Origin of the sequence: Micromonospora citrea, from assembly GCF_900090315.1 — a bacterium.
Classification (GTDB): Bacteria; Actinomycetota; Actinomycetes; order Mycobacteriales; family Micromonosporaceae; genus Micromonospora; species Micromonospora citrea.
The window spans coordinates 626,424-650,471 of record NZ_FMHZ01000002.1; the positions used below are offsets into that span (position 1 = coordinate 626,424).

Here is a 24,048-nt window from a genome sequence, read left to right on the forward strand (position 1 = left end):
CGCCCACCGCCGACCGCGTCAGCGCTATCCGAGCAGCGGAGCGGCGGCCTTCGCCGCGTCGTCGAGCGCCTGCTCCACGGACTTCTTGCCGAGCAGGGCGGCCTGGATCTCCGGGGAGAGCACGCCCTGGACGTCGCGCGCCTTCTCGTGCAGCGGGCCGACCGTGCTGGTGGACACCTGCTTCTCCTGCTCACCGAGGACCGGGTCGCCGGCGTAGAGGGTGCCGGTGGACTTGCGCGGGGAGAAGAAGCCGGCGGCCAGGTCGTACTTCTTGGTCTGCTCGGCGTTGGTGGCGAAGGCGAGCCACTTGCCGGCGGCCTCCTTGTTCTTGGCGGTCTTCAGCATCGACAGCGAGCCGACGGTGCCGTAACCGATCTGTTTGGTGTCGGTGAAGTGCGGGACGACCTGGATGTTCTCCTTGCCCCAGAACTTCTCGACCTCCGCGACCGGCACGTGCCAGACGCAGCCGACCTTGTTCTGCGCGATCCGGGTCTGCTCGATCGGCGGGCCGGCGGTGATCAGCGACTTGTCGACGTGGCCGCCGTCGACGAGCTGCTTGAGGAAGTTCAGCGCCTTCTTCCCGGCGTCGCTGTTGAACGCGACCGACTTGCCGTCGGGGCTGAACACGTCGCCGCCGGCCTGCCAGAGCAGCGGGTAGAAGGTCTGGTTGAGGGTCTGCTTGGCGTCACCGGCGTACGCGGTGACGTCGTAGCCCTTGGCCTTGAACTTGGGGGCCAGGGCGAGCAGGTCGGTCCAGCTGGTGGGGTAGTTCGTCTCCCCGACCGCCGCGAAGACCTTCTTGTTGCAGATCGGCGTGGCGGCGCTGGTGAGGATCGGGGCGCCCATCATCTTGCCGTCGATGGAGACCGCCTGTACGACGTTCTGGTGGTAGTCGCTCTTGGCCGCGTCGTCGAGGTACTTGTCGACGGGCTCGATGTTGCGGGCGTACTTGGGCAGCTGGTCGGGGATGAGGTAGACGACGTCCGGCCCCTTGTTGCCCGCGATCGCGGTGGCGAGCGCCTGGTCGCGGTTGGCCCAGGGGAAGATCTCCGTCTTGACCTCGATATCGGGGTTCGCGGCCTGGAACGCCTTGATCGTCTCGTCCCAGTGCGCGCGGTGCTTCGCCTCGTCGACGATCACCGGATATGTCCACATCGTCACGGTTGCCTTGCCGGAGTCACCGGAGCCGGAACCGCCGCAGCCCGTGGCCGCGAGAGCGGCGACGAGCGCCACCGCCACGGCCGACAGGCTCTTCCGAACACGCATCTCGCATCCTTCCGGGGGAGTCATGTTCGCAGTACATTAACTTACGGTCCGGGCCGATACTAGAGCCCGCAAGTACCGAGGTCACATCGTTACTGATCGTGCAAATGCCTGGACGGATCGATCCAGATCCGTAATAGCGAAGGATCCCGATGACCGTCACCCTCGCCGTCGTCGGCGCCGGCAACCGCGGCAGCACGTACGCCGGATTCGCGCTGCGCCACCCCGAGCGCGCCCGCGTCGTCGCGGTCGCCGACCCCCGGCCCGCCCACCGGGCCGCGCTCGCCGACGCCCACGGCGTCGCGGCGTCCGCGACGTTCGACTCCTGGCAGGACCTCGTCACGCGGCCCCGGCTGGCCGACGCCGTCGTGCTGGCCACCCCGGACCGGGAGCACGCCGAACCGGCCGCCCGCCTCGCCGACCTCGGCTACCACATCCTGCTGGAGAAGCCGATCGCGCCCAGCGAGGCCGAGTGCGAGGCGGTCGCCGCAGCCGCCGAGCGCACCGGCGTGCTGCTCGCCGTCTGCCACGTGCTGCGCTACACCCGCTACACCGACGCCGTGAAGCGGCACGTCGACGCCGGGGCGCTGGGCCGGATCATCGGCGTGGAACACCTGGAGCCGGTGGGCTGGTGGCACTTCGCGCACTCCTACGTACGCGGCAACTGGCACCGCGCCGAGGACTCCTCCAGCAGCCTGCTCGCCAAGTGCTGCCATGACCTGGACTGGCTGCGCTACATCGTCGACGACACCCCGGCGCGGGTCAGCAGCGTCGGGGCGCTGCACCACTTCCACCCCGGCAACCGGCCGCGCGGCGCGGCCGACCGCTGCCTCGACTGCCGCGTCGAGCCGACCTGCCCGTACTCCGCCGTCCGCTTCTACCGCGACTGCCTGGCCGATCCCGACCGGCACGAGTGGCCGCTGTCGGTGCTCACCCGCGACCTGACCGACGCGGGGGTCGACGCCGCCCTGCGCGAGGGGCCGTACGGGCGGTGCGTCTACGGCGGCGGCAACGACGTCGCAGACCACCAGAGCGTGACCGTCTCCTTCGCCGGCGGCGCGACCGCCACGCTCACCATGAGCGCCTTCACCCCCGGCGGGCACCGGCGCACCCGGATCATGGGCACCCACGGCTTCCTGGAGGGCGACGGCGAACAGGTCACCGTGACCGACTTCGTCACCGGCTCCACCGTCACCACCGACACCCGGGGCGGCGGCGCGGACGCCGGCTCCGGCCACGGCGGCGGCGACATGGCACTGATGGCGGCCTTCGTCGAGGCGGTCGCCACCGGCGACCGGTCGCGGATGCGCTCCGGGCCGCGGGAGTCCCTGGACAGCCACCGGATGGCGTTCGCCGCCGAACGCAGCCGGCTCGCCGGCGGCACCCCCGTGGCGCTTCCCGCACCCTGAACCGGACGCGGCGAACGGCTGGCACTTCCCGGCTCAGACCCGGTCCGTGATCTACCCTGAGTGCGGAGTGCCGGTGCGGCGCCCCTGGGACCGGCGGCGTGAGCGGGGCCTGCTGCCGTCAGGGGCCGGTCGGCACGTGCCGCTGACCGCAGGACGGGGCGGTGACCGGCGCGCCGGGCGAGACGGTGGACAGGCGCGAACCCGGGCGCCGTTCGCAGCGATGAGTTCGCCGGCGCCGGCAGGTCAACCCTCCGACCGAGACGACCAACCCACCGGGAGCCAGGGCATGGGCCAGATCCACATCGAACTCTTCGCGACCCTCGACCTCGTCGGGCAGTCGCCCGGCAGCCCCGACGAGGACCCGGCGGGCTTCCCGTTCGGTGGCTGGCAGGCGCCCCTGCTGGACGAGGTGTCCGGGGCGCAGGTCGGCGCCGCGTACGAGGGCACGGACGCCCTCCTGCTCGGCCGGCGGACGTACGACATCTTCGCCGCCTACTGGCCGCACCAGGAGGGCGGCCAGGACAACGAGATCGCCACGCTGTTCAACAGCGTCCCGAAGTACGTGGCCTCCCGCGGCCGCCCCGACCTCTCCTGGGCCGGATCCACGCAGCTCGGCCCGGACCTGGCCGGCGCGGTGCGCGAGGTCCGCGAGCGGCACGAGCACGTCAAGGTCGTCGGGAGCCTGAACCTGGTGCAGACCCTCCTGCGCGAGAAGCTCTTCGACCGGCTCGACCTCTGGGTGCACCCGATCGTCCTCGGCGTCGGGAAGAAGGTGTTCGACGGCGGCGCGGTGCCCACGAGCCTCACCCTGCTCGAACCGCCGGCAGCCGGCCCGAAGGGCACCGTCTACCTGCGCTACGGGCTCGTCGACGGCACGCCCGGAACGGGCGACATGGGCGCACCCGATCGCGGCGCCGGACGCGACGACTGACGCCGCCCCGCCCCGGCGGCTCGGGGCGGCGGCGGTGGTGGGTCCGGGCGGCGTCGGTGGTGGGTTCGCCGGGACTCGCGCCCGAGGAGCACGGGACGTCGCCGCGACGGGTGGCCCGGGCCTACCCGTTGCCGAGGGTGGGCACGCCGTGGACGAGCAGGACCACCCCGTCCGTGGCGGCCACCCGGTCGCGGGCGATGTCCTGGTATTCGGGGGAGGTGGCCCACCGCTCGAAGCTCTCGCGGCTGTCGAAGGCCACCAGGACGACCTTGTCGTGGCGCCAGTCCCCCTCGACGACCCGCGGAGCCTCGTCGGCGGCGAGCAGCCGGCCCCCGTACGCGGACAGCACCGGCATGAAGGCGGCCGCGTACCGGTCGTAACGCTCCCGGTCGTGAATGGAGATCTGCGCGAGCGCGTAGACGGTCACAGCCTCAGGTTACCCACTGGTAGGCAGTGGCGGAGCCCCTCGACGCGCTTGCGTACGGCCAACGGTAAGTCTACGCTTACCGTTCGTGGACACTGACGGACTGGGGGCGCTCGGCCTGCTCGGCGACCCCACCCGCCGCGCGATCGTCGAACTGCTGGCACGGCACCCCCGCTCCGTGGGCGAGCTGGCCGGGGAACTGCCGATCAGCCGGCCGGCGGTCTCCCAGCACCTGCGGGCACTCAAGGACGGCGGCCTGGTCGTCGACCGGGCCGCCGGCACCCGCCGGGTCTACCGGCTCGACCCGGCCGGGCTGGCCGCCGTGCGGGCATACCTGGACCGGCTCTGGAACGAGTCACTCACCGCCTTCCAGCAGGCCGCCGAGGCGGCCCCCACCGACGACGAAACCGACAGGAGCCTCGAATGAACGCCACACCCGCGATCCCCCCGATCCGCCGGACGATCACCGTCGCGGCGCCCGTCGAACGGGCCTTCCGCGTCTTCACCGATTCCGTCGACAGCTGGTGGCCCGCCGAATACCACATCGGCCGGGCCGACTACGCCGGTGCGGTGCTGGAGCAGGGCGAGGGCGGCCGGTGGTACGAGCGCGGCGCCGACGGGAGCGAGTGCGACTGGGGGCGCGTGCTCGCCTGGGAGCCCCCGCACCGGCTGGTGCTGACCTGGCAGATCAACGGCGACTGGCAGTACGACCCGGACCCGGGGCGCGCCAGCGAGATCGAGGTGCGGTTCACCCCGGCGGGGCCCGACCAGACGGTGGTCGAGCTGGAACACCGCCACCTCGAACGGCTCGCCGGCGGCCAGGCGATGCACGACGCCGTCGGTGGCGACGGCGGCTGGACCGGCGTCCTCGAACGATTCGCCAAGGTCGCGGGCGACGAGACCGGCGGCTGACGCCCCGGCAGGATCGCCCTCACCTCGACGGCTGTCCGGTCACGACGGCCGAGAACTCGCCGCCGGCCTCGGTGGCGCCCCCCGCGCCCCGCACGGTGTGCCTCACCACCCGACGGCTGCCCCCGCGAGTCCCCTCGACGAGGGAGCGTCCTGCCCCGCGTAGGTGATCACCCGAGGTGGGGCGGACGCGAAGACTGCGACCATGACGGTCAACAAACTGCTCCGCACGGCCCTGCACGCCCCTCCGGCGAACAGCGACACCGAGCGGCCCGTTCCGCGCTGGGTGCTGCGACTCGCCTACGCGATGCCGCTGCTCCTGCTGCCCTCCTGCCTGTGGCGGCTGCCCTTCGCCTTCCACTTCGAGATGGGGCAGCTGCACGAGGGGGGCATGCCGGGCCTCTGGTTGAGCATCCCGTACGTGTTCGGCCTGAGCGTGCTGTCGGAGCTGATCGCCTTCCTGTGCATCGGGCTGGTGCGCCGCTGGGGTGAGGTCGCGCCGGCCTGGATCCCGTTCATCGGCGGCAGGCCGATCCGGCCCCTCGCGGCGGTCGTCCCCGCGGTGCTCGGCGGGCTGGCCCTCACCGTCCTGTTCGGTTCCGTACCGGTCGGCGACGGCCAGACCCTCACCGTGTTCGGCGTGGGCGAGGACACCCCCTACGTCAACGGCTGGTGGAAGGCCCTCGCGATGGTCTGCACCGCCCCGATCCGCGTCTGGGGGCCGGTCGTCCTCGTGCTCGCCGTCGCCTACCACCTGCGCCGCCGCGCGGTCAGGACCGACCCGACCCCCGCCCCCGCGCACGGATGACCTCCGCGACGACGCCCGCCGGCGGCGCGGTCACCGCTGCCAGCGGACGACCCCGCCGACCACCGTGAGCGCCACCGTGATGTCGCGCAGGCCCGCCGGCTCGACCTGGTACGGGTCGACGGGCAGCGCGATGAAGTCGGCGAGCATCCCCGGGCGCAGCCGCCCCTTCAGATGCTCCTCGTAGGAGGCGTACGCCCCGGCGACGGTGAAGCCGTGCAGCGCCGCGTCGAGGTCGAGCCGCTCGTGCGGATCCACGCCGCCGGGCGGGGTGCCGTCGGGCTGCTGCCGGGTGACCGCCGCGTGGATGCCGTGGAACGGGTCCGGGTCCTCCACCGGGGCGTCCGAGCCGAACGCCACCGTCGCGCCGGCGTCGAGCAGGCTGCGCCAGGCGTACGAGGCCAGGTCACGGCCGGCGAGCATGCTGGCGGTCAGGGGGATGTCGCTGGTGCAGTGGGTCGGCTGCATCGAGGCGATCACCCCCAACCGGGCGAGCAGCGGCACGTCCGCCGGCCGCAGGTGCTGGGTGTGTTCGATCCGGTGCCGCAGCCGCCGTACCGTCGCCGCGCCGGCCGGGTCCGTACGCGCCCGCTCCTGCCACCGGGCGTACGCCTCCAGCACCATCTGGTTGGCCGCGTCGCCGATGGCGTGCGCCGCGACGGCGATGCCGGCCCCGGCCGCCTTCGCCACCAGTCGCTCGAACTCCTCCGCCGGCGTGACGGCGATGCCGTGGTTGCCCGGCTCGCCGTCGTACGGCTCGGTCATCAGGCAGGTGTGCGAGCCGAGCGCCCCGTCGGTGAAGATCTTCACCGGGCCGGTACGCAGCCAGCGGTCCCCGTCGCCGGTCGCCCAGCCTCCGTCGATGGCCTCGTCCAGCGCGGTCGACGGGATCGACTTGTGCACCCGCAGCGGCAGCTCGCCCCGGGCGTACAGGGTCTCGTAGGCGGCCCGGCAGTCCTGCCCGTCGATGTCGTGGATGCTGGTGAGGCCGACGGCGAGCAGCCGGGGCAGGTGGGTGCGCAACTGCGCGACCAGGTCACCGGCGAGCGAGGTGCGCATGACGTCGGCGGCCGCGTCGCCGGCCGCCTCCCGCAGGATTCCGGTCGGCTCGCCGCGTTCGTCGCGGACGATCTGCCCGCCGATCGGATCGGGGGTGCCGGCGTCGATGCCGAGCCGCCGGAGGGCGGCGGTGTTGACCCACGTGGTGTGCCCGTCGACGCTGGGCAGCACGGCGGGCCGATCCGGGCAGACGCGGTCCAGGTCGGCCCGCGTCGGCTGCACCGGCCGGTCCCACTTGTGGCTGTCCCAGCGCCCGCCGAAGAGCCAGGCGTCGGGCGGCAGGGTGGCGGCGTGCCGGGCGATCCGCGCCAGCGCCTCGTCGAGGCTGGTCGTGCCGCGCAGGTCCACCTGCTCCAGGCCACGCACGTAGGACGCCGAGTGGAGGTGGCTGTCGATCAGCCCGGGCAGCACCGTCATCCCGCCGAGGTCGATCCGGCGTGCCCCGACGCCGGCGCGGTCGCGGCACTCGTCGAGGCTGCCGACGGCGACGAGCCGCTCGCCGCGCACCAGCATGGCCTCGGCCATGGGGCGCGCGGGATCGAGCGTGTGGATGCGGGCGTTCTCGAAAACCGTACCGGTCATGGGGGCTGCCTGTTCGACGGCTGGACGGGGGGCACCCATGGTAGGCGGTTCGGTGCGCGACGCCGGGCCTCGGCCATGCCACCGCCACGCGTCCGGTGCCCGTCGCGCCACCATGGCGTCACCGACCTCCCGACGCCGAGGCGCAGCACGCCGCGGCGGCGTCCGTCCGCCCGCCCGATGTTCGATGTTTCCCCGCGCCGCAGTCGGCCCAGCGGCATCATGTGCTGATATGAGAAGAATGTCGGTTGCGGTCGTGCTTCTGGTCGTCGCGTTGGCGTCCGGTTGCGACGCGCCGGAGACGAAGTCGACCGGCGAGCCGCCCAGCCCGTCCGCCACCACCCCCGGCCCCCGAACCACACTCACCGTGGTGGCGGCCGGTGACCTGCTCGTGCACCCCGCGCTCAGCGAGCAGGCCGCTGCCGACGCCCGCCGGGCAGGACGTGACGGCCACGACTTCACCCAGGTGCTCGCCGCGGTCCGCGCCCGGGTGAGCGCCGCCGATCTGGCCATCTGCCACATGGAGACCCCGCTGGCCGAGCCCACCGGCCCGTTCACCGGCTGGCCGAACTTCAGCGTGCCTCCCGAGCTGGCCGACGCCGCCGCCTGGGCCGGTTTCGACACCTGTTCCACGGCCTCCAACCACTCCCTGGACAGCGGGGTGGAGGGCATCGCCCGCACGCTCGACAACCTCGACCGGGTGGGCCTGCGGCACACGGGCACGGCGCGCACCGAGGCCGAGGCCCGACGCCCCACCATCCTGGACGTGGGCGGCGTCAAGGTCGGTCAACTCTCGTACACCCTGAGCTTCAACGGCATACCACTGCCCGCGCAGAGACCGTGGGCGGCCAACCTGATCGACGAGGACGCCATCCTCGCCGAGGCACGGCGGGCGCGCGACGCCGGCGCGGAGATCGTCATCCTGTCGATGCACTGGGGTACGGAGTACCAGCACGAACCGAACGCCGACCAGGTCGACCTGGCACACCGGTTGCTGGCCTCGCCCGACGTGGACCTGATCGTCGGCCACCACGTGCACGTGGTGCAGCCCTTCGAGAAGATCGGCGCCAAGTGGGTCGCCTACGGCATGGGCAACCTGACCACCCGGTTCGGTGACGGCTCCCCGGAGAAGACGCAGGACGCGGTCCTGCCCGAGTTCACCTTCACCCGCACCTCGACCGGCAGGTGGGAGGTCACCGGCGTGACCGTGCTGCCCACCTGGATGGAATACCGGCCGATGGCCCGCGTGGTCGACCTGACCGCCGCTCTGAGCGACCCGCGGCTGCCCGCCGCCCGCCGCGCGCACTACGCCGCGATCGTCAGGCGGATCAACGGATACATCGACCTGCGGGGCGCCTTCTCCACCGGGCTGCGGATGTCGCAGTGAGCGCTCGTCGGGCCGCCCGGCGAGCCGCCCACCGCGCCGACGGCGAGGTGGGCGACCGGGGCCACCGGTGACGTCGGCACGAAGGGCGGCGCCCGCGGGGCCGCGCTGAGCCGCTGAGGCGGTTCACGTTCCCCTCGTGGCTGCCCCGAGCCTCCGCCCGTCGTCACGGGCGGGGGCCGCCGTAACGACATGGACCACCGGCAGCGCTTACCCGTTGACGAGTCGGCCAGGGCTTGATCGGGTCCGGTCGGGGAGGAACCATTCGAGGCAGCAGTCGGGATCCGGGGACACGCCGCGCACGCCTGCGGGGCACCGGTGGCGCTGCGCGGGCGACCGGAGGAACACATGCAGGGTGAGCTGCAACGCATCGTCGACGCCCTCGCCGTCCACGTCGGCCGTCCCGCGCTCATCGAGGACCGACGTCAGCGCGTGGTGGTCTACAGCGAGCACACCGGGTTGATGGACGACGTCCGCCGGGCCTCGATCCTGCGCCGGCAGACCACGCCCGAGGTGATGGCCTGGTTCCGCGACGTCGGCATCATGCAGGCCCGGGAGCCGGTGCGGACGCCCCCGTCGCCGGAACTCGACCTCCTGCCCCGGCTCTGCGTGCCGATCCGCCACCAGGACCTGCTGCTGGGTTTCGTGTGGTTCATCGACCCGGACGGCACCATGACCGACGCGGACATCGAGGCCACCGGGCTGGTGAGCGAGCTGTCGCTGGCGCTCTACCGGGAGAACCTCCTCGGCGAGCTGGCCTCCCAGCGGGAGACCGAGGCGGCCCGTACGCTGCTGTCCGACAGCGAGACGACCCGTGACCGGTCGGTGCGGGCGCTGCGGGAGGCCGGCCTGATCGTCGGAGACGGGCCGGCGACGGCCCTCGTCGCGCAACTGGTCACGCCGGGCGGCAGCCTGCCCGACGAGGTCGCCCGGTTCGCGATGGAGCAGGCGCTGGTCACCACCCGACGCTGGGTCGGCACCCGGGAGGCGCTGCACGTCGTCCGCGACGACCACGGCGTCCTGCTGCTCTGCGGCGACCGAAGCGCCGGCCGCCCCTCCCCCGAGGTCGTCGCCAAGCTCCTCGACGACAACCTGCGGCAGGCGATCCGCGGCCTCGCCACGGTCGAGCGCACCGTCGTCGGCGTCGGGCAGGCCCGACCCGGCTTGGCCGACGCCGTCGGCTCCTACGGGGAGGCGCTGCAGTCGGCCCGGGTGGGCGTCCGGCTGCCCGCCCTGGGCGGCGTGGTCTCCTGGTCGGGCCTGGGCATCTACCGAGTGCTGTCGCGGCTGGACGGCCGGCACCTGGACATGGCCGACGTGCACCCGGGGCTGGAGCGGATGCTGCGCGAGCAGGCGAACCCGGTGCTGCTGGAGACCCTGGAACGCTATCTGGACCTCGCCGGCAACGCCCATGCCACCGCCGAGCAGCTACGGCTGCACCGCACCACCCTCTACTACCGGCTGCAACGCATCGAGGAACTCGCCGAGACCGACCTGAAGGACGGCAACGAGCGGCTCTGCCTGCACCTGGCGTTGAAGCTGGGCCGGCTGACCGGCCACTACCGGCCGGAGGGCTGAGCCGGGCCGACGAGCCGTGAGCCGGGCGACGGGGCGGGACGCCCGACGTGCCGCGCGTCCCGCCCCGGAAGTGCCTACAGGCCGGCGCGCACCGCCGCCGGACGGCCGCCGACGACCGGCAGCTCGATGCGGCTGCGGTCGAAGTGGACCGTGATCTCGGCCCTGTTCTGCTTGGCGCGGCTGCTGTAGCCGGAGTACGAGCCGAGCAGGACCACCCCGATCTGGTGACCGGCGTCGAAGACGTAGTCCTCGGGGAGCAGCCGCACGTCGACGGCGTTCCTGGCACCGGGCACCAGCGGCGTCGACGCGCCCAGCGAGGCCAGGTTGAGCCCGTCGAGGATGCCCTTGGTCACCAGTTCCTGCCCGTTGGCGGCGACCGTCTTCTCGGTCCGCCGGTAGCAGGCCTCCTCGGCGTGCCCGCCCCAGGTGGCCTCGCCACCCCAACAGTCCTCGGTGGCGAGGGTCCGGATGCCGTCGCCGACGGTGCTGAACCGGGGCCGGGTGCCGTAGTCGACGAGCAGGCCGGCGAAGCTGGTGTCCTCGCCGTCGACGGACGCGTTGATCCGCACCACCGGCGAGCCCGAGACGTGCAGCGGCGCCCGCAGCGGCGGGGACAGGAACACCAGCCGGTTCTCGGTGTCCGCCAGCGGGTCCGACGGGTGACGGACGGCGTTGACCTGGCTCATCGTCGGGGTGTCCCGGAACGACACCGACGCGTTGCCGGGGTGCGGACGCACCGACAGGCCGCCGGCCGTCCCGTCCGGGCCGGGGCGCAGGAACACCTGCGTGGCGTGGGCGGCCGGCAACGGCCAGGTGGGGTGGCTCTCCCAGACGTCCGGCGCCCGCTCGACGTCGACCATCGGCTCGGCCATGATGCCGTTGTCGATGCCGTGCAGCCAGTGGTCGAACCACCGGTGCAGCGTGTCCACCCACCGCTGGCGGCGGAAGTCGAACGGGTCGACGTGGCCGGTGCCGGTCAGCCAGAGCTTGCGGGGGACGTTCCGCTCCGCGAGCGCGTTCCACCAGTTGCTGAAGTGGTCCGGCCGGACGTTGTTGTCGTTGAGGCCGTGCACGACGAAGACGCTGGCGCGCACCTGACCGGCGTGCGGGACGTAGTCGCGCTCGGCCCAGAAGTCGTTGTAGTCGCCGGTGACGTCGTCGACGCCCGCGCCGAGCCGGTCCCGCACCGGCGCGCAGTACGCCCTGCGGTCGGGGTCGGTGACCGTGTTGGCGAGGCTGCCCGAGTAGTTGTTCGCCCGGGTGACCAGGCCGTTGCTGCGCGAGTAGTCGTACCAGCTGGAGATGGCCGAGATCGGCACGATCGTGCTCAGCCCGGCCACCCCGTCGGCCGCGGCGGCGTTGGCGAGCGTGCCGTCGTACGACTTGCCGATCATGCCGGTGCGACCGTTGTGCCAGTCGGCGACGACGGCGCGGCCGGCGGCGTCGCGGCCGGGGCGGCGTCCGTTGAGCCAGTCGATCGCGGTCGGCGCGCTGATGTTGTCCGCGCGGCCGCCGGTGACCGGGCAGCCGGTCGAGTTGTTGGTGCCGATCATGTCGAGCAGCACCACCGCGTAGCCGCGCGGCACGAAGTAGTTGTCGTAGAACAGCGGCCACCGGTCGTTGAGGCCGTCGCCGTCGAGGTCGGCCTTGCACTCGCCCTCGTTGCCCCGGCACACGGTGGAGTAGTAGGGGCTGGCGTCCATCACCACCGGCACGCGCAGGCCGTCGTCGCTGGCGCGGGGCCGGATGACGTCCAGGGCGACGACGTCGCGTGCCCCGTCGGCGTCGGTGTCGACGTCGGCGGTGACGAAGACCCGTTCACGGATCGCGTCGGCGTAGCCGAACACCGGCTGGGTGACCCCGCCCTCGACGACCGGCCCGGTGCTCTCCGTGGCGGGTCGTGCCGCCGCGGTGGTGGCCGGCAGCCCGACGGCCGTGGTCGCCACGACCACCACCGCCGCCCGCCACCAGGTTCTCGTGGTTCGCATCGCGCTCCTCCCGTTCGGCGCACCCGCCGTCGGTCCGCCGCGCTCCGACGTGCTGACCAGGAGGTCGCCGGGCCGACGGATAGATCGAAGCGTACGAATGGATGTGCGGCCGGTCATCGGACACGTGTGGCAGGTGCGCGTCCCCGGCTCCTACGTCTGTCGCAGGCGCTCGTGCCCCGTCACCCGCCGCCGGCGTACGACAGGCGTAGGAGGCGGCGGCACGCGATTCCAACAGGTGCCCGATGACCCGACGGCGCAGCGGCCATAGGTTCGGCGACGTGCGGTTGTCGGGTCGCGCCACGATCCCGCGGATCATCGGGCGTTTCGTGGTTCCGGCCCTGTTCGCGGCGCTGTTCGCCGCCCCGCTGTGGTTCATGGTGGTCGGCTCCCTGCGACCCGCCGGCCTGCCCCCGCCGCGCACCCTCGAACTCCTCCCGCCCGAGCCGACGGTGGCCGCCTACGCCCGACTGCCCGAGCTGATCCCGCTGTTCCGCTACCTGGCGAACTCGGCACTGGTCGTGGCGCTCGCCGTGCCGCTGACCGTCGCCGTGGCCTCGCTGACCGGCTTCGGCCTGCGGCTGCTCGCGCCGACCGCGCGCCGGCGGGTGGTCCTCGGCCTGCTGGCGGTGCTGCTCGTCCCCGCCACCGCCGTGTGGGCGACCCGCTTCGAGCTTTTCCGCCTGGCCGGAGTGGTCGACACGTACGTCCCGCTGCTGGCCCCGGCGGCGCTGGCCGGCAGCCCGTTCCTGGTGCTGCTCTACGCCTGGAGCTTCGGCGGGGTGCCGGATACCCAACTCCAGGCGGCCCGGCTGGAGGGCGCCGGGTGGCTGACCGTCTGGCGCCGCGTGGCGATGCCCCAGGTACGCCCGGCGACCCTCGCGGTGGCCGTGCTGGCCTTCACGTTCCACTGGGCCAACTTCATCGACCCGCTGCTGTACCTGCACAGCGGCGACCGGTACACCTACCCGCTCGGCCTGCAGTTCCTGCGGCTGCTGAACCCCACGGACTGGCCGCTGCTGATGGCCGGTTGCGTGGTCGCCACCGTCCCGTGCGTGCTGGTGTTCCTCCTGGCCCAGCGGATCCTGCTGGACGACGACCCCCTGGCCGCACTCAGATCTGGAGGACGCAGTTGACCGACACCCGGGCACGGCGATGGGTCGGCCTGGTCGTGGCCGCCCTGCTGGTCGGCTACGCCGCCGGCTGCGGCGGCGGTGACCGCGCCGACGACGCGTCGGGCATCACCGTGGTGCTGTTCGGCGACGCCGAGGAGGTCGCCGGCTACCGCACCATGGTGGCCGCGTTCGAGGAGGCCAACCGCGACGTGGACGTCAACCTCTCGCCCGTCGCCGGCCAGGACGAGCTGATGGCCCGGCTGACCACCTCGTTCGCCGGCGGCAGGCCACCGGACGTGTTCCTGCTCAACTACCGCCGCTACGGGCAGTTCGCCGCGCAGGGAGCGATCGAGCCGGCGCAGTCCTACCTGGAGCGCAGCACCGTGCTGAAGGAGAGCGACTTCAGCCCGCAGACGCTGGACGCCTTCCGCTTCGACGGCAGGGCCCTGACCTGCCTGCCGCAGAACCTCTCCTCGCTGGTCGTCTACTACAACGCCGACCTGTTCGCCGCCGCCGGCGTGCCGCTGCCGAAGGCCGGCTGGACCTGGGACGACTTCCTCGCCGCCGCCCGCGCGCTGACCCGCGACGGCCGCTACGGGGCGGGCGTCGAGCCGTCCGTGCCCCGGCTCGCGCCGTTCGTCTGGTCCAACCGGGGCGAGCTCGTCGACGACCCGGCCCGGCCCACCACCCTGACCCTCACCCGGGACCCGGCCACCCGCGCGGCCGTCGACTGGTTCCTCGACCTGCAACTCAGGCACCGTGTCGTGCCGCCGGACGCCGAGGAGCAGAGCGAGTCGAGCGAGGCCCGGTTCCTGCGCGGCAACCTCGGCATGTACCTCAACAGCCGGGTGGCCGTGCCCACGCTGCGCACCATCGACGGTTTCACCTGGGACGTGGCGCCGCTGCCGGTCGCGCCGGGCGGCGTACCCGCGTCGATCCTGCACAGCGACGCCTACTGCATGGGCGCCGGCCTGCCCGACCACGACGACGCCTGGCGGTTCATCGAGTTCGCGATGGGCCCGGCCGGCCAGCGGATCCTCGCCGAGTCCGGCCGCACCGTGCCGTCCCGGCTCGAAGTCGCCAACTCGCCGGCGTTCCTCGACCCGGCCGCGCCGCCGAAGTCGTCGCGGGTATACCTCGACGCCGCGCCGCACCTGCGCACCACCCCGCGCACCGCCACCTGGTCCCGGGTGGAACGCGAGGCGGGCACCCTGCTGGAGGAGGTCTTCTACGGCCGGATCGGGCGCGAGGAGGGCCTACGCCGGCTGGAGGAGCAGAGCCGGCCGTTGTTCGCCCTGCCGACGGGAGCGGGCGGATGACCGGACGCGGAGCGATCCGGCTGGAGTCGCTGACCAAGACGTACGGGCGCACGACGGCCGTCGACGGGATGGACCTCGACGTACGGGCCGGAGAGATGATCACCCTGGTCGGGCCCTCGGGCTCCGGCAAGTCCACCGTCCTGCGGCTCATCGCCGGGCTCGACCGGCCGGACCGCGGCCGGGTCCTCGTGGACGGCCGGGACGTCGCCCTGGTGCCGCCGCACCGCCGGGCCGTGGCGATGGTCTTCCAGGACTACGCCCTCTACCCACACCTCACCGCGCTGGGCAACCTGACGTTCGGCCTGCGGGTGCGCCGGGTCCCCCGCGCCGAGGCCGACCGGCGGGCCCGCACCGCGGCCGAGCGGCTGGGGATCGCCGACCTGCTCGACCGGCACCCCGACGAGATGTCCGGCGGGCAGCGCCAGCGCGTCGCCCTGGCCCGCGCCCTGCTGCGCGAGCCCAGCGTCTACCTGCTCGACGAGCCGCTGGCCAGCCTGGACGCGCCGTTGCGCCTGGCCACCCGGGCCGACCTGCTCGCCCTGCACCGCGAACTCGGCACCACGACCGTCCACGTCACGCACGACCAGGCGGAGGCGATGACCCTCGGCGACCGGGTGGTCGTCCTCGACCGCGGCCGGGTGCGGCAGGTCGGGCCGCCGCAGCAGGTCTACGACGAGCCCGCCGACACCTTCGTGGCCGGCTTCCTGGGCAGCCCGCCGATGAACCTGGTGGCCGGCGGCGGCACGCTGGGCGGACGGCCGGACGTGACCCTCGGCGTACGGCCGGAGGACCTGGCGCTCGACGCCGAGGGCCCGGTCGAGGCGACCGTCGAGGTGGTGGAGGCGCTCGGCAGCGAGGCCGTCCTGCTGACCCGGTGCCCCGACGGCACCCGCCTCACCGTGCGCACCGGGCCACGGCCGGGCGTACGGCCGGGCGACCCGGTGCGGCTGCGCCCCGACCCGGACCGGGTCCACCGCTTCGACACCGCCACCGGGCGGCGCCGGTGAAGACGGTCCGCGCCGGCCGGCAGCTGACCGCCTGGGCGTTCCTCGCCCCGTACGCCGTGGCGGTCGCGCTGCTGGTCGCCCTGCCCGCTCTGCTCAACGTCGGGTACGCGTTCACCGACCACACCGGACTGACCCGGGACCCGCAGTTCGTGGGCCTGGCCAACGTACGCTGGATGCTGGCCGACGGTTTCCTGCTCGACAGCGTGCGGGCGTCCGCGACGCACGTGGCGCTGGCCGTGCCGGTCCGGCTGCTCGCCGCCGTGGGGCTCGGGCTGCTGCTCGCCGCGCCCCGGCCGGGCGGGCGGTGGTTCCGGGTCGCGGTATACCTGCCGACGGTCGTCCCCGACGTCGCGCTGGCCGTGCTGTTCCTGTGGGTGCTCAACCCGCTCTACGGCCCGCTCAACCAGGTGCTCGGGCTGTTCGGGCACCCCGGCTTCACCTGGCTGTCGGATCCGACCACCGCCCGGGTGGCGGTGGTGCTGATGCTGGCGTTCCCGATCGGCGAGGGCTTCGTCGTCGTCCTCGCCGCCCGCCGGATGCTCGACGGCCGGCTGTACGAGGCGGCGACGCTGGAGGGCTGCGGCCCGTTCGGCCAACTACGCCGGCTCACGCTGCCGCTGCTGGCCCCCGTGCTGGTGCTGCTGGCCGTCCGGGACACGATCCTCACCCTCCAGGTGAACTTCGTCCCCGCGTACGTGCTCACCGACGGCCGGCCCGCCAACGCCACGCTCTACCTGCCCGTCTACATCTTCGACCAGGCCTTCGAGTTCTCCGGCTTCGCGTACGGCGCGCTCATCTCGACGGTGCTCATGGCGGTCACGGCCGTCGTCGTCACCGCCCTGCTGCTGATGGTGCGGCGCTGGCGGGTACTGCGATGAGGTGGCACCCTGGCGCGGTGAGACTCCGGATGTTCGCGGTCGTCGCCACGGTCCCGCTGCTCGTCGCCTGCGGCGGGACGGACGCCCCGCCGGCGACCGGGCGGGGCCCGGGGATGCTGGCGAACCTGCCCAGCTGCGACCGGGTGCCGCTGGACACCGAGCCGGAGGTCGACGCCCGGGTCACCGGCCTGGTGCTGCCCGACGGCGCGCGCGTCACCTCGGTCGTGGAGCAGGGGGCCCTGACGACGGTCGAGGCCACCGTCCGGATGACCCCGCTGGACGTGCGCGCCCACTACGAGGGCCGCGCCGACATCGAACTGCTGCGCGTCGAGGACGAGGTCTTCGAGGCCGAGGTGCTGACCCGGGCGCAGCAGCGGCGGATGTACCTGCGGGCCGGCGCGCTCTGCGCCGACGGCACCACGCTGACCGCGGTGGTGGGGCCGGACTCGGAGGACGCGGGGCTGCCGGAGTTCCAGAGCGGTTAGGTCGGCCGCCCGTCAGCGATGGACGCGGCCGGGGCTGCCGGTGGGATCACGGTCGTCCGCCCCTGCGCCCGCACCCTGGGGGACCGTCCCGCGCCGGCGGTAGTCTCGGCCGTTGTGAGCTGGCTGCCTGACGACTTCGTCCACCCCGTCCACGTGCCCGTGCCCGGCACCGCGCTGCACCTGCGGCCGATCCGGGAGGCGGACGCCCCGCTCGACTATCCCGCCGTGATGGGATCGCGGGAGCGCCTGTGGGAGATCTTCGGCCCCGCCTGGGGCTGGCCGACGGACACGATGACCTACGACCAGAACCGCGTCGACCTGCTGCGGCACGAGAAGGAGATAGCCGCGCACCAGTCGTTCAACTACGCGCTGCTGGACGAGGAGGAGACGGCGATCCTCGGCTGCGTCTACATCGACCCGCCCGAGCGCGCCGGCTCGGACGGCGAGGTCTCCTGGTGGGTGGTGGACGACCTGGTCGACGGCGAGGTGGAACGCGCGTTCGACGCGCTGGTGCCGCGGTGGATCGCCGCCGACTGGCCCTTCCGGCAGCCCCGCTTCCTGGGCCGCGACATCGCCTGGCAGGACTGGCTCGCGCTGCCGCCCGCCTCCTGACACCGGCCAGGGGAAGCGTCGCTCACCCAGAGGCGCCGGCCGGGAGCGCCTTCTCCTCGGCGTGGGCCAGCCAGAGAAACAGCGGCGGGAGCAGCAGCTCGACGACCGCCAGCGCCACCTGGAAGCCGTGCGGCCAACCGTGCACGGCGAGCGAGAGCAGCCGCCCGAGCGCACCCAGCAGGAACACTCCGGCCAGCCACCGCACCGCCGTGGCGGGGATCGGTGACTGCCGGGCCGCCCAGAGCCAGGCGAGCCCGTAGCCGGCGAAGATCGCCCCGAAGAACCGCCCGAGGCTGTCGATCGTCGGGCCATGACCGCAGGCGGCCCCGGCTCGACAGGTGTCCTAACCCGACGACCGGAATCCCAACAGTTGCCGGGTGACGTCGGTCACCGTGCTGTCTACCGTGCGACAGACGACTGGTTCCCGGTCGCACCCGCACGTGGACGGGAGATCCGCATGAGTCCCACCCTCGTCCGAGGCCGACGCGCCCTGCCGGTGGCAGCCGCCCTGGCACTGCTGACCGCGGCCGCGTTGACGACCTCGACACCGTCGGCCCGCGGCGAGGAGTCGCTGGCCACCAGCAGCCCCACCGGGCCGATGGAGCTGCCCGCCGAGTGGATGACCGCCCAACGGCTCAGCGACGGCAGCACGAACCTCTCCGCCGCCAAGTACGCGAAGGCCCGCGGCGAGGCGAACCGACTCGCCGCCCGCACCCGCAGCGTCTACCGCCCCCTCGCCGACGGGGACTGGCGCTTCTTCGGCCCCGGCAACATCGGCGGTCGCGTGGTGGACATCGCCGTCGACCCGCAGGTCACCGACCAGATCTTCATCGCCGCCGCCTCCGGCGGCATCTGGCGCTCCGCCGACGCGGGCGCCACCTTCGCGCCCGCCTGGCCCGACGGCGGGACGCAGAGCATGGGCGCGGTCGCGATGACCACCGACGGCGTGCTCTTCGCCGGCACGGGCGAGGCCCAGCCGGGCGGCGGCTCGATCACCTTCGGCGGCGACGGGGTCTACCGCTCCCGGGACCGGGGCCGGACGTGGCAGCGCGTCGGCCTGGAGAACAGCCACGCCATCGCCCGCTTCGCCATCGACCCGGGCGACCAGGACCGGATCTTCGCCGCCGCCGCCGGCAACCTGTTCGTGCCCGGCGGCGAGCGGGGCGTCTACCTCTCCGAGGACGGCGGGGACACCTGGCGGCAGGCCCTCGCCCCGCCGAACGCGACCACCGGCGCCACCGAGGTCGTCATCGACCCCCGGAACCCGAACCGGGTGTACGCGGCGATGTGGGACCACCTGCGCGAGCCGCACCAGCGCACCTACGGCGGGCCCGGCTCCAGCCTGTGGCGCTCCGACGACGGCGGGCGGAACTGGCAGCGGATGACCAACGGGCTGCCCACCGACGCCGACCAGGGACGCTGGGGCCTCGCCCTCGCCCCGAGCGACCCCGACCGGCTGTACGCGTACGTCGGCACCGCCCTCGGCCCGTTCCGCGCCTTCTACCGTTCCGACGACGGCGGCGACACGTGGACGCAGACCCCGGTCAACGCCAACCAGGCGTCCCAGTCCACCTTCAGTTGGTGGTTCGGCAAGCTGTTCGTCGACCCCGCCGACGCCAACCACGTGTTCCTGACCGGGGTGAACCTGCGCCGCTCGACCGACGGCGCACGGAGCTTCGGCAACGTCGGCGGCGTGCACGCCGACCAGCACGTGCTGCGCTGGGACCCGAAGGTGCCGGGCCGGGCCTACCTCGGCAACGACGGCGGCTTCTACCGCTCCGACGACAACGGGGTGGGCGGCTGGGTCAAGTCCACCTACGAGCCGTACACCCAGTTCTACACCGTGGACGTCGCGGAGACCGACCCGGTGCTGAAGGTCGGCGGCGCCCAGGACAACGGCTGCAACCGCGGCTACTCCGGCGTGGGCGGCCCGTGGAACGCCATCGGCTGCGGCGACGGCCTCCAGGTGATCATCCACCCGGAGAACCCGAACATCGTCTTCGGCTGCAGCCAGTACGGCTCGTGCTACCGCTCGGAGAACGCCGGCGCGGCCCCGCGCCAGTCGATCGGCCCCGGCCAGACCACCTCCGACCGGCGCAACTGGTTGACGCCGTTGCAGTTCGACCCGAGCGACCCGAACGTCATGTACTACGCGGGCAACGTCGTGAACCGGTCGACGGACAACGGTCGCACCTGGACGGCGATCAGCCCCGACCTCACCGGCGGCGGGCCGAACGACCCGTCGGGCTACCCGTGGGGCACGATCACCACGATCGCGGCGGCCCCCACCGACGGCGACAAGCTCTACGTCGGCACGGACGACGGCCGGCTGTGGTGGACCGACGACCTCGGGGGCACGTGGAACCGGGTCGACCCCGCCCAACTGCCGGGCACCTGGGTGACCCGCGTCGCGGTGCACCCGTCGGACGCGAACATCGCGTACGCCACGTTCTCGGCCTTCCGGTCGGGCAGCGACCGCGCGCACGTCATGATGACCCGCGACGGTGGACGCACCTGGACCGACATCGGCCGGGGGCTGCCCGACGCGCCGGTCAACTCGGTGGTGCCGACCTCCGACGGCCTGCTGCTGGTCGGCACCGACGTCGGGGTGTTCGTGTCGGCGTGGAACGGCGGCGAGTGGGCCTCGCTCGGCGCGGAGCTGCCGGCGGCGGCCGTGATGTACCTGCGTTACCACGAGCCGACCCGGCAGCTCACCGCGGCGACGTTCGGTCGGGGCGTCCACGACCTCACCGTGCCCCGGTGCCCGGCGGCGTCGACCAGGCTGCCGCTGCGCGATCCCGGCGCCGGTGTGGTCGGCGTGCTCGCCTCGTGCCGCGCGGCATGACGCCGTGACCGTGGGGCGGGGGTGGTGGGACGGCCCGCCCACCCCCGCCCGATCCATCGGGTCTCGGGTACGCCGCCGCCCCGCGTGACCGGCGAGGCCGGAGGAACGAGGAAGGCCCCCGCCTCGGCGGGGGCCTTCGTCGTTGCCGGTGGACGCCGGTCAGCACCAGCCGTTGACGGGGCCGTTCACGCCGGTCCACAGGTAGGCGTCGGAGACCCAACTGCCGTCGCTGAGCCGGTTCCACAGCGCGGTGGTGCCGTACCGCCCGGTGTGACTGGTGCCGTTGGCGGAGCAGGAGACGGTGACCGTGGCGCCGTCGCTGACCGAGCCCAGCGCGGCGTAGCCGGTGCCGGGGCCGGACCGCCTGGTCAGGGTGCCGCCGCCGTTGGCGTCGACGACCGCCTGGTTGAAGCCCAGCACGCCGTAGTTGTAGACCGCGCCGCCGGCGCCCCGCCAGGTCGAGCCGTGCCGCGCGCCGCCCTGGTAGGCGGCGGCGCCGTTCTCGAACACCCACTTGCCGATGCCGTGGCCGGCGATGGGCACGTAGGCGCTGTTCTGCCGCAGCCCGAAGTGGACGTGCCGGCCGTACGCCGCCCCGCCGCAGGTCACGTCGGTGCCCGTGTAGCCGAGGTAGGCGCCCTGGCCGACGGCGGCGCCGTTGACCGAGATGCTGCTCCACAGGTGGTAGTAGTCGGTGGAGTAGCCCCGGTCGTGGATCACCCGGATCCAGCCCGTGCACATCGTGTAGGCCGTGCCGCCCCGGGCCGCGCGGACCACCTGGTCACCGCCGGCGAGGTCGATCGAGCTGTACGGCAGCTCGCTGCCGCCCCAGCCGTGCGGGCCGCTGGTGAGGGTCCACGTCTGCCCGACGGCGAACGGCAGGGCCATGCCGGTGCGGTGGTCGCCGCCCGCGTACATCGTGCCCGGGGCTCGCGTGAGTACCTCCCGTTCCTGCTTGCCGACCAGGGGCGACTCGGCGGCCAGCGCGCCGAACTCCGCCTCGCCGTCGAAGCCCACCCGCCACCCGCCGGCCTCGGCGCGGGCGATGAAGATCGCGCCGGTCGGGTGGACGTCCCTGTCGTGGGAGGTGACGGTGACGGCGGTGCCGAAGGCCCACCGGCCGCTCCTGCGGGTGACGGTGACCCGGGTGTCCGACTCGTCGGCGTGCGCCTCGCCGGTGGTCCGGGGCTGCCCGAGCAGCTTGGCGGTGACCGCCTCCTCGACGCTCGGGCGTGCCGCGTCCGGTGCCGCCGGGGCGGCGTGCGCGGCGGTGCCCGCGACCACGAGTTCCGCCGCCAACAGAGCCGTGGCGATGCCGACCCATCGTCTGATCTGCACCATTGACGACCTCACTTCCATCGAGGGACATCATTTAGTGCTGCCGACGATAGACAGAACCTAGAATATTGTCTACATGTTGACACCGCGGCAATGAAGATATGTTTCGGCCACGGGGCACGCCCGTCGGGCCCGGACCCGCCCGGGCACACCACCCGGGCGTCGGCGGCGACAAGTCCGGCGGGGATCGGCCCGGTCAGCCGTGCAGGTAGGCGAGGACCGCGAGCACCCGGCGGTTGTCGTCCTCGGACGGCGGCATGCCCAGCTTGCTGAAGATGCTGTTGATGTGCTTGCTGACCGCCTTCTCGGTGACGAACAGCCGCCCGGCGATCGCCGCGTTCGACCGGCCCTCGGCCATCAGACCCAGCACCTCGCGCTCCCGGGCCGTCAGCTCCCGCAGCGGCTGCGCCGCCGAGTTGCGGGCGAGGAGCTGGGAGACGACCTCGGGGTCCATCACCATGCCGCCGGCGGCCACCCGGCGCACCGCGTCGACGAACTGGTCCACGTTGGACACCCGGTCCTTCAACAGGTAGCCCACTCCCCCGCCCCGGTCGGCGAGCAGCTCCCGGGCGTACAACTGCTCGACGTGCTGGGACAGCACCAGGATCGGCAGGCCCGGCAGCCGGGTGCGGGCCTGCAACGCCGCCTGGAGCCCCTCGTCGGTGAAGGTCGGCGGCAGCCGCACGTCGACGACCGCGACGTCCGGACGGTGCCGGACCAGCGCCGGCAGCACCGACGGCCCGTCGGCGACGGCCTCGACCACCTGGAAGCCGAACGCGTCGAGGATGCGCGTCAGCCCGTCCCGGAGGAGGGCGAGATCCTCCGCGATGACAACTCGCACGGCAGCTCCATGGTCACGACAGTCGGTCCGCCGGGCGGACTCGTCACGGTGATCGTGCCATCGAAGGCTGCCAGACGGCGGCGCACGCCCGACAGGCCGGTCCCCGAACCGGGCGTCGCGCCGCCCCGGCCGTCGTCGCCGACCACCATCGTCAACGTGCCGTCGCCGTACGCCAGGCGGATCCACGCCCGCGCCGCGCCGCTGTGCTTGGTGACGTTGGCCAGCGCCTCGGCCACCGCGAAGTAGGCCGCCGACTCGACCGCCGCCGGCGGGCTGCCGGGCAGCTCCACGTCGAGGTCCACGGGCAGCGGCACGGCCAGGGCGAGCGCCCGCACGGCGCCGCCCAGGCCGCGCTCGGCGAGCACCGGCGGATAGATGCCGCGGACGAGGTCGCGCAGCTCCACCAGGGCCTGCCCGCTGGCCTCCTGCGCCTCGGTCAGCAGCCGCTGCGCCGCGGCCGGGTCGTCGGCCAACAGCTTCTCGGCCAGCCCGATGCTCATCCGCAGCGCGACGAGGCGGGCCTGCGCCCCGTCGTGCAGGTCACGCTCGATGCGCCGCAGCTCCGCGGCCTGGGTGTCGACCGTGTCGGCACGGGTGGTGGTGAGCTCGCGGACCCGCAGCGCCAGCTCCTGCGCGCGGGTCGGGGCCAGGAAGAAACCGGCGAAGCGGAAGTGCAACCACACCAGCCACGGCGCGACCACCAGGCCGGCGAAGAGGAACAACCACCCCTGGGGTACGGACAGCACCGCCTTCGCGAGGTTGTCCATCGGCCAGAAGACGCCGTAGCCGTACCAGTCCACGGTGAGGAACAGCACCAGCGGCACCAGCAGGACGCCCTCCAGCCCGTACACCGGCAGCACGAACGCCAGCAGGCACGCCGCGCCGGTCACGCCGCCCGGCACCAGCCAGGCGAGGTCCCGCCACGTCGCCGGATCGCCCACCACCCAACGGAACCGCCGCCACGTGCCGAGCCGGGCGTCCTCGGGCACCGGCGGGTACGGCGACGCGATCGGCGTGCCGCCCCACCCGGCCAGCCGGCGTTGCAGCCCCACCGACCACCGCACCAGCACGGTCACCGCGGGAAACAGCGCGAACCCGATGCCGAGGGCGGGGATCAGCGCGAGCGACACCACCGACAGCACGAACAGCGCCGCATTGGTCGTCAGGCAGAGCAGGGACACGGCCAGGCCCTGCGCGGCGGCCACCGCGCCGGGCCGCACCGACCGCCGGACGAACGCGCGTAGGGAGCTGTCCACGCGCCCATTCTCCGACACCGGCCCGG

General features: G+C 73.4%; 22 protein-coding genes. 14 read left to right on the forward strand and 8 right to left on the reverse strand.

Translation table 11 applies throughout. From position 1 onward, the window contains the following. Positions 1-24: 24 nt before the first annotated feature. Entirely contained in the window at positions 25-1,266 is a 1,242-nt protein-coding gene (locus tag GA0070606_RS03105) for an ABC transporter substrate-binding protein (RefSeq protein WP_091094957.1), read from the reverse strand. Positions 1,267-1,415: 149 nt separating this feature from the next. Here GA0070606_RS03105 and GA0070606_RS03110 point away from each other — a divergent pair, with 149 nt between their 5' ends. Both GA0070606_RS03110 and GA0070606_RS03115 read left to right on the forward strand, forming a co-directional pair. Further along, complete coding sequence (locus GA0070606_RS03110) at positions 1,416-2,672, forward strand: Gfo/Idh/MocA family protein (protein WP_091094958.1); 1,257 nt, start codon at positions 1,416-1,418, stop codon at positions 2,670-2,672. Between the two features lie 286 nt (positions 2,673-2,958). Next, the gene (locus GA0070606_RS03115) at positions 2,959-3,603 is read left to right on the forward strand and encodes a dihydrofolate reductase family protein (RefSeq protein WP_091094959.1); all 645 of its coding nucleotides are present in this window, start codon (positions 2,959-2,961) and stop codon (positions 3,601-3,603) included. A 121-nt stretch (positions 3,604-3,724) separates the two neighbouring features. Here GA0070606_RS03115 and GA0070606_RS03120 read toward each other — a convergent pair whose 3' ends face one another. Beyond that, entirely contained in the window at positions 3,725-4,030 is a 306-nt protein-coding gene (locus tag GA0070606_RS03120) for a DUF1330 domain-containing protein (RefSeq protein WP_091094960.1), read from the reverse strand. An 85-nt stretch (positions 4,031-4,115) separates the two neighbouring features. Between GA0070606_RS03120 and GA0070606_RS03125 the strand changes: the two genes are divergently transcribed. The 3 genes from GA0070606_RS03125 (at position 4,116) to GA0070606_RS03135 (ending at position 5,744) form a co-directional block, all read left to right on the forward strand. Next, positions 4,116-4,454 (forward strand): ArsR/SmtB family transcription factor, encoded by a 339-nt coding sequence (locus GA0070606_RS03125; protein ID WP_091094961.1) that lies wholly within the window; start codon positions 4,116-4,118, stop codon positions 4,452-4,454. After that, positions 4,451-4,939 (forward strand): SRPBCC family protein, encoded by a 489-nt coding sequence (locus GA0070606_RS03130; protein ID WP_091094962.1) that lies wholly within the window; start codon positions 4,451-4,453, stop codon positions 4,937-4,939. The genes GA0070606_RS03125 and GA0070606_RS03130 overlap by 4 nt, the downstream gene beginning before the upstream one ends. 202 nt (positions 4,940-5,141) lie before the next feature. After that, complete coding sequence (locus GA0070606_RS03135; protein WP_091094963.1) at positions 5,142-5,744, forward strand: hypothetical protein; 603 nt, start codon at positions 5,142-5,144, stop codon at positions 5,742-5,744. A gap of 30 nt (positions 5,745-5,774) precedes the next feature. Here GA0070606_RS03135 and GA0070606_RS03140 read toward each other — a convergent pair whose 3' ends face one another. Continuing rightward, the gene (locus GA0070606_RS03140; protein ID WP_091094964.1) at positions 5,775-7,382 is read right to left on the reverse strand and encodes an amidohydrolase; all 1,608 of its coding nucleotides are present in this window, start codon (positions 7,380-7,382) and stop codon (positions 5,775-5,777) included. A 238-nt stretch (positions 7,383-7,620) separates the two neighbouring features. On the opposite strand from GA0070606_RS03140, the gene GA0070606_RS03145 reads away from it, so the two are divergent. Next, positions 7,621-8,766 (forward strand): CapA family protein, encoded by a 1,146-nt coding sequence (locus GA0070606_RS03145; RefSeq protein WP_218105967.1) that lies wholly within the window; start codon positions 7,621-7,623, stop codon positions 8,764-8,766. A gap of 345 nt (positions 8,767-9,111) precedes the next feature. Next, positions 9,112-10,341, forward strand: a complete 1,230-nt coding sequence (locus GA0070606_RS03150; RefSeq protein ID WP_091094966.1) for a PucR family transcriptional regulator — start codon at positions 9,112-9,114, stop codon at positions 10,339-10,341. 74 nt (positions 10,342-10,415) lie between these two features. Here the strand turns inward: GA0070606_RS03150 and GA0070606_RS03155 are convergent, their stop codons facing one another. Beyond that, a complete protein-coding gene (locus GA0070606_RS03155) occupies positions 10,416-12,329 on the reverse strand; it encodes a Xaa-Pro dipeptidyl-peptidase (RefSeq protein ID WP_091094967.1) in 1,914 nt (637 codons plus the stop codon). 242 nt (positions 12,330-12,571) lie between these two features. Here GA0070606_RS03155 and GA0070606_RS03160 point away from each other — a divergent pair, with 242 nt between their 5' ends. The 6 genes from GA0070606_RS03160 to GA0070606_RS03185 all read left to right on the forward strand — a co-directional run bounded on the left by GA0070606_RS03160 (position 12,572) and on the right by GA0070606_RS03185 (position 17,742). After that, positions 12,572-13,462, forward strand: a complete 891-nt coding sequence (locus GA0070606_RS03160) for a carbohydrate ABC transporter permease (RefSeq protein WP_141721561.1) — start codon at positions 12,572-12,574, stop codon at positions 13,460-13,462. After that, positions 13,459-14,760: an ABC transporter substrate-binding protein gene (locus GA0070606_RS03165; RefSeq protein WP_091094969.1), complete on the forward strand. Its 1,302-nt coding sequence runs from the start codon at positions 13,459-13,461 to the stop codon at positions 14,758-14,760. The genes GA0070606_RS03160 and GA0070606_RS03165 overlap by 4 nt, the downstream gene beginning before the upstream one ends. Then, positions 14,757-15,767 carry an ABC transporter ATP-binding protein gene (locus GA0070606_RS03170; RefSeq protein WP_091094970.1) on the forward strand — a complete coding sequence of 337 codons (1,011 nt, stop codon included), beginning with the start codon at positions 14,757-14,759 and terminating at the stop codon, positions 15,765-15,767. The genes GA0070606_RS03165 and GA0070606_RS03170 overlap by 4 nt, the downstream gene beginning before the upstream one ends. Beyond that, entirely contained in the window at positions 15,764-16,645 is an 882-nt protein-coding gene (locus GA0070606_RS03175; RefSeq protein WP_091094971.1) for a carbohydrate ABC transporter permease, read from the forward strand. Before GA0070606_RS03170 ends, GA0070606_RS03175 begins: the two co-directional genes overlap by 4 nt. Before the next feature lie 17 nt (positions 16,646-16,662). Continuing rightward, positions 16,663-17,130, forward strand: coding sequence for a hypothetical protein (locus tag GA0070606_RS03180; RefSeq protein WP_141721563.1), 468 nt, complete (start codon positions 16,663-16,665; stop codon positions 17,128-17,130). A gap of 114 nt (positions 17,131-17,244) precedes the next feature. Further along, positions 17,245-17,742 (forward strand): GNAT family N-acetyltransferase, encoded by a 498-nt coding sequence (locus GA0070606_RS03185; protein ID WP_091094973.1) that lies wholly within the window; start codon positions 17,245-17,247, stop codon positions 17,740-17,742. A gap of 22 nt (positions 17,743-17,764) precedes the next feature. On the opposite strand, the gene GA0070606_RS03190 is transcribed toward GA0070606_RS03185, so the two are convergent. After that, a complete protein-coding gene (locus GA0070606_RS03190; RefSeq protein ID WP_091094974.1) occupies positions 17,765-18,043 on the reverse strand; it encodes a DUF4345 domain-containing protein in 279 nt (92 codons plus the stop codon). 156 nt (positions 18,044-18,199) lie between these two features. Here GA0070606_RS03190 and GA0070606_RS03195 point away from each other — a divergent pair, with 156 nt between their 5' ends. After that, positions 18,200-20,587 (forward strand): WD40/YVTN/BNR-like repeat-containing protein, encoded by a 2,388-nt coding sequence (locus tag GA0070606_RS03195; RefSeq protein WP_091094975.1) that lies wholly within the window; start codon positions 18,200-18,202, stop codon positions 20,585-20,587. A 159-nt stretch (positions 20,588-20,746) separates the two neighbouring features. On the opposite strand, the gene GA0070606_RS03200 is transcribed toward GA0070606_RS03195, so the two are convergent. From GA0070606_RS03200 to GA0070606_RS03210, 3 genes are all read right to left on the reverse strand, one after another. Then, on the reverse strand, positions 20,747-21,925 hold the full coding sequence (locus GA0070606_RS03200) for a peptidoglycan DD-metalloendopeptidase family protein (protein ID WP_245724549.1): 1,179 nt from the start codon (positions 21,923-21,925) through the stop codon (positions 20,747-20,749). 196 nt (positions 21,926-22,121) lie between these two features. Beyond that, positions 22,122-22,766 carry a LuxR C-terminal-related transcriptional regulator gene (locus GA0070606_RS03205; protein WP_091094976.1) on the reverse strand — a complete coding sequence of 215 codons (645 nt, stop codon included), beginning with the start codon at positions 22,764-22,766 and terminating at the stop codon, positions 22,122-22,124. After that, on the reverse strand, positions 22,718-24,022 hold the full coding sequence (locus tag GA0070606_RS03210; protein WP_091094977.1) for a sensor histidine kinase: 1,305 nt from the start codon (positions 24,020-24,022) through the stop codon (positions 22,718-22,720). Before GA0070606_RS03210 ends, GA0070606_RS03205 begins: the two co-directional genes overlap by 49 nt. Between the last annotated feature and the right edge of the window lie 26 nt (positions 24,023-24,048).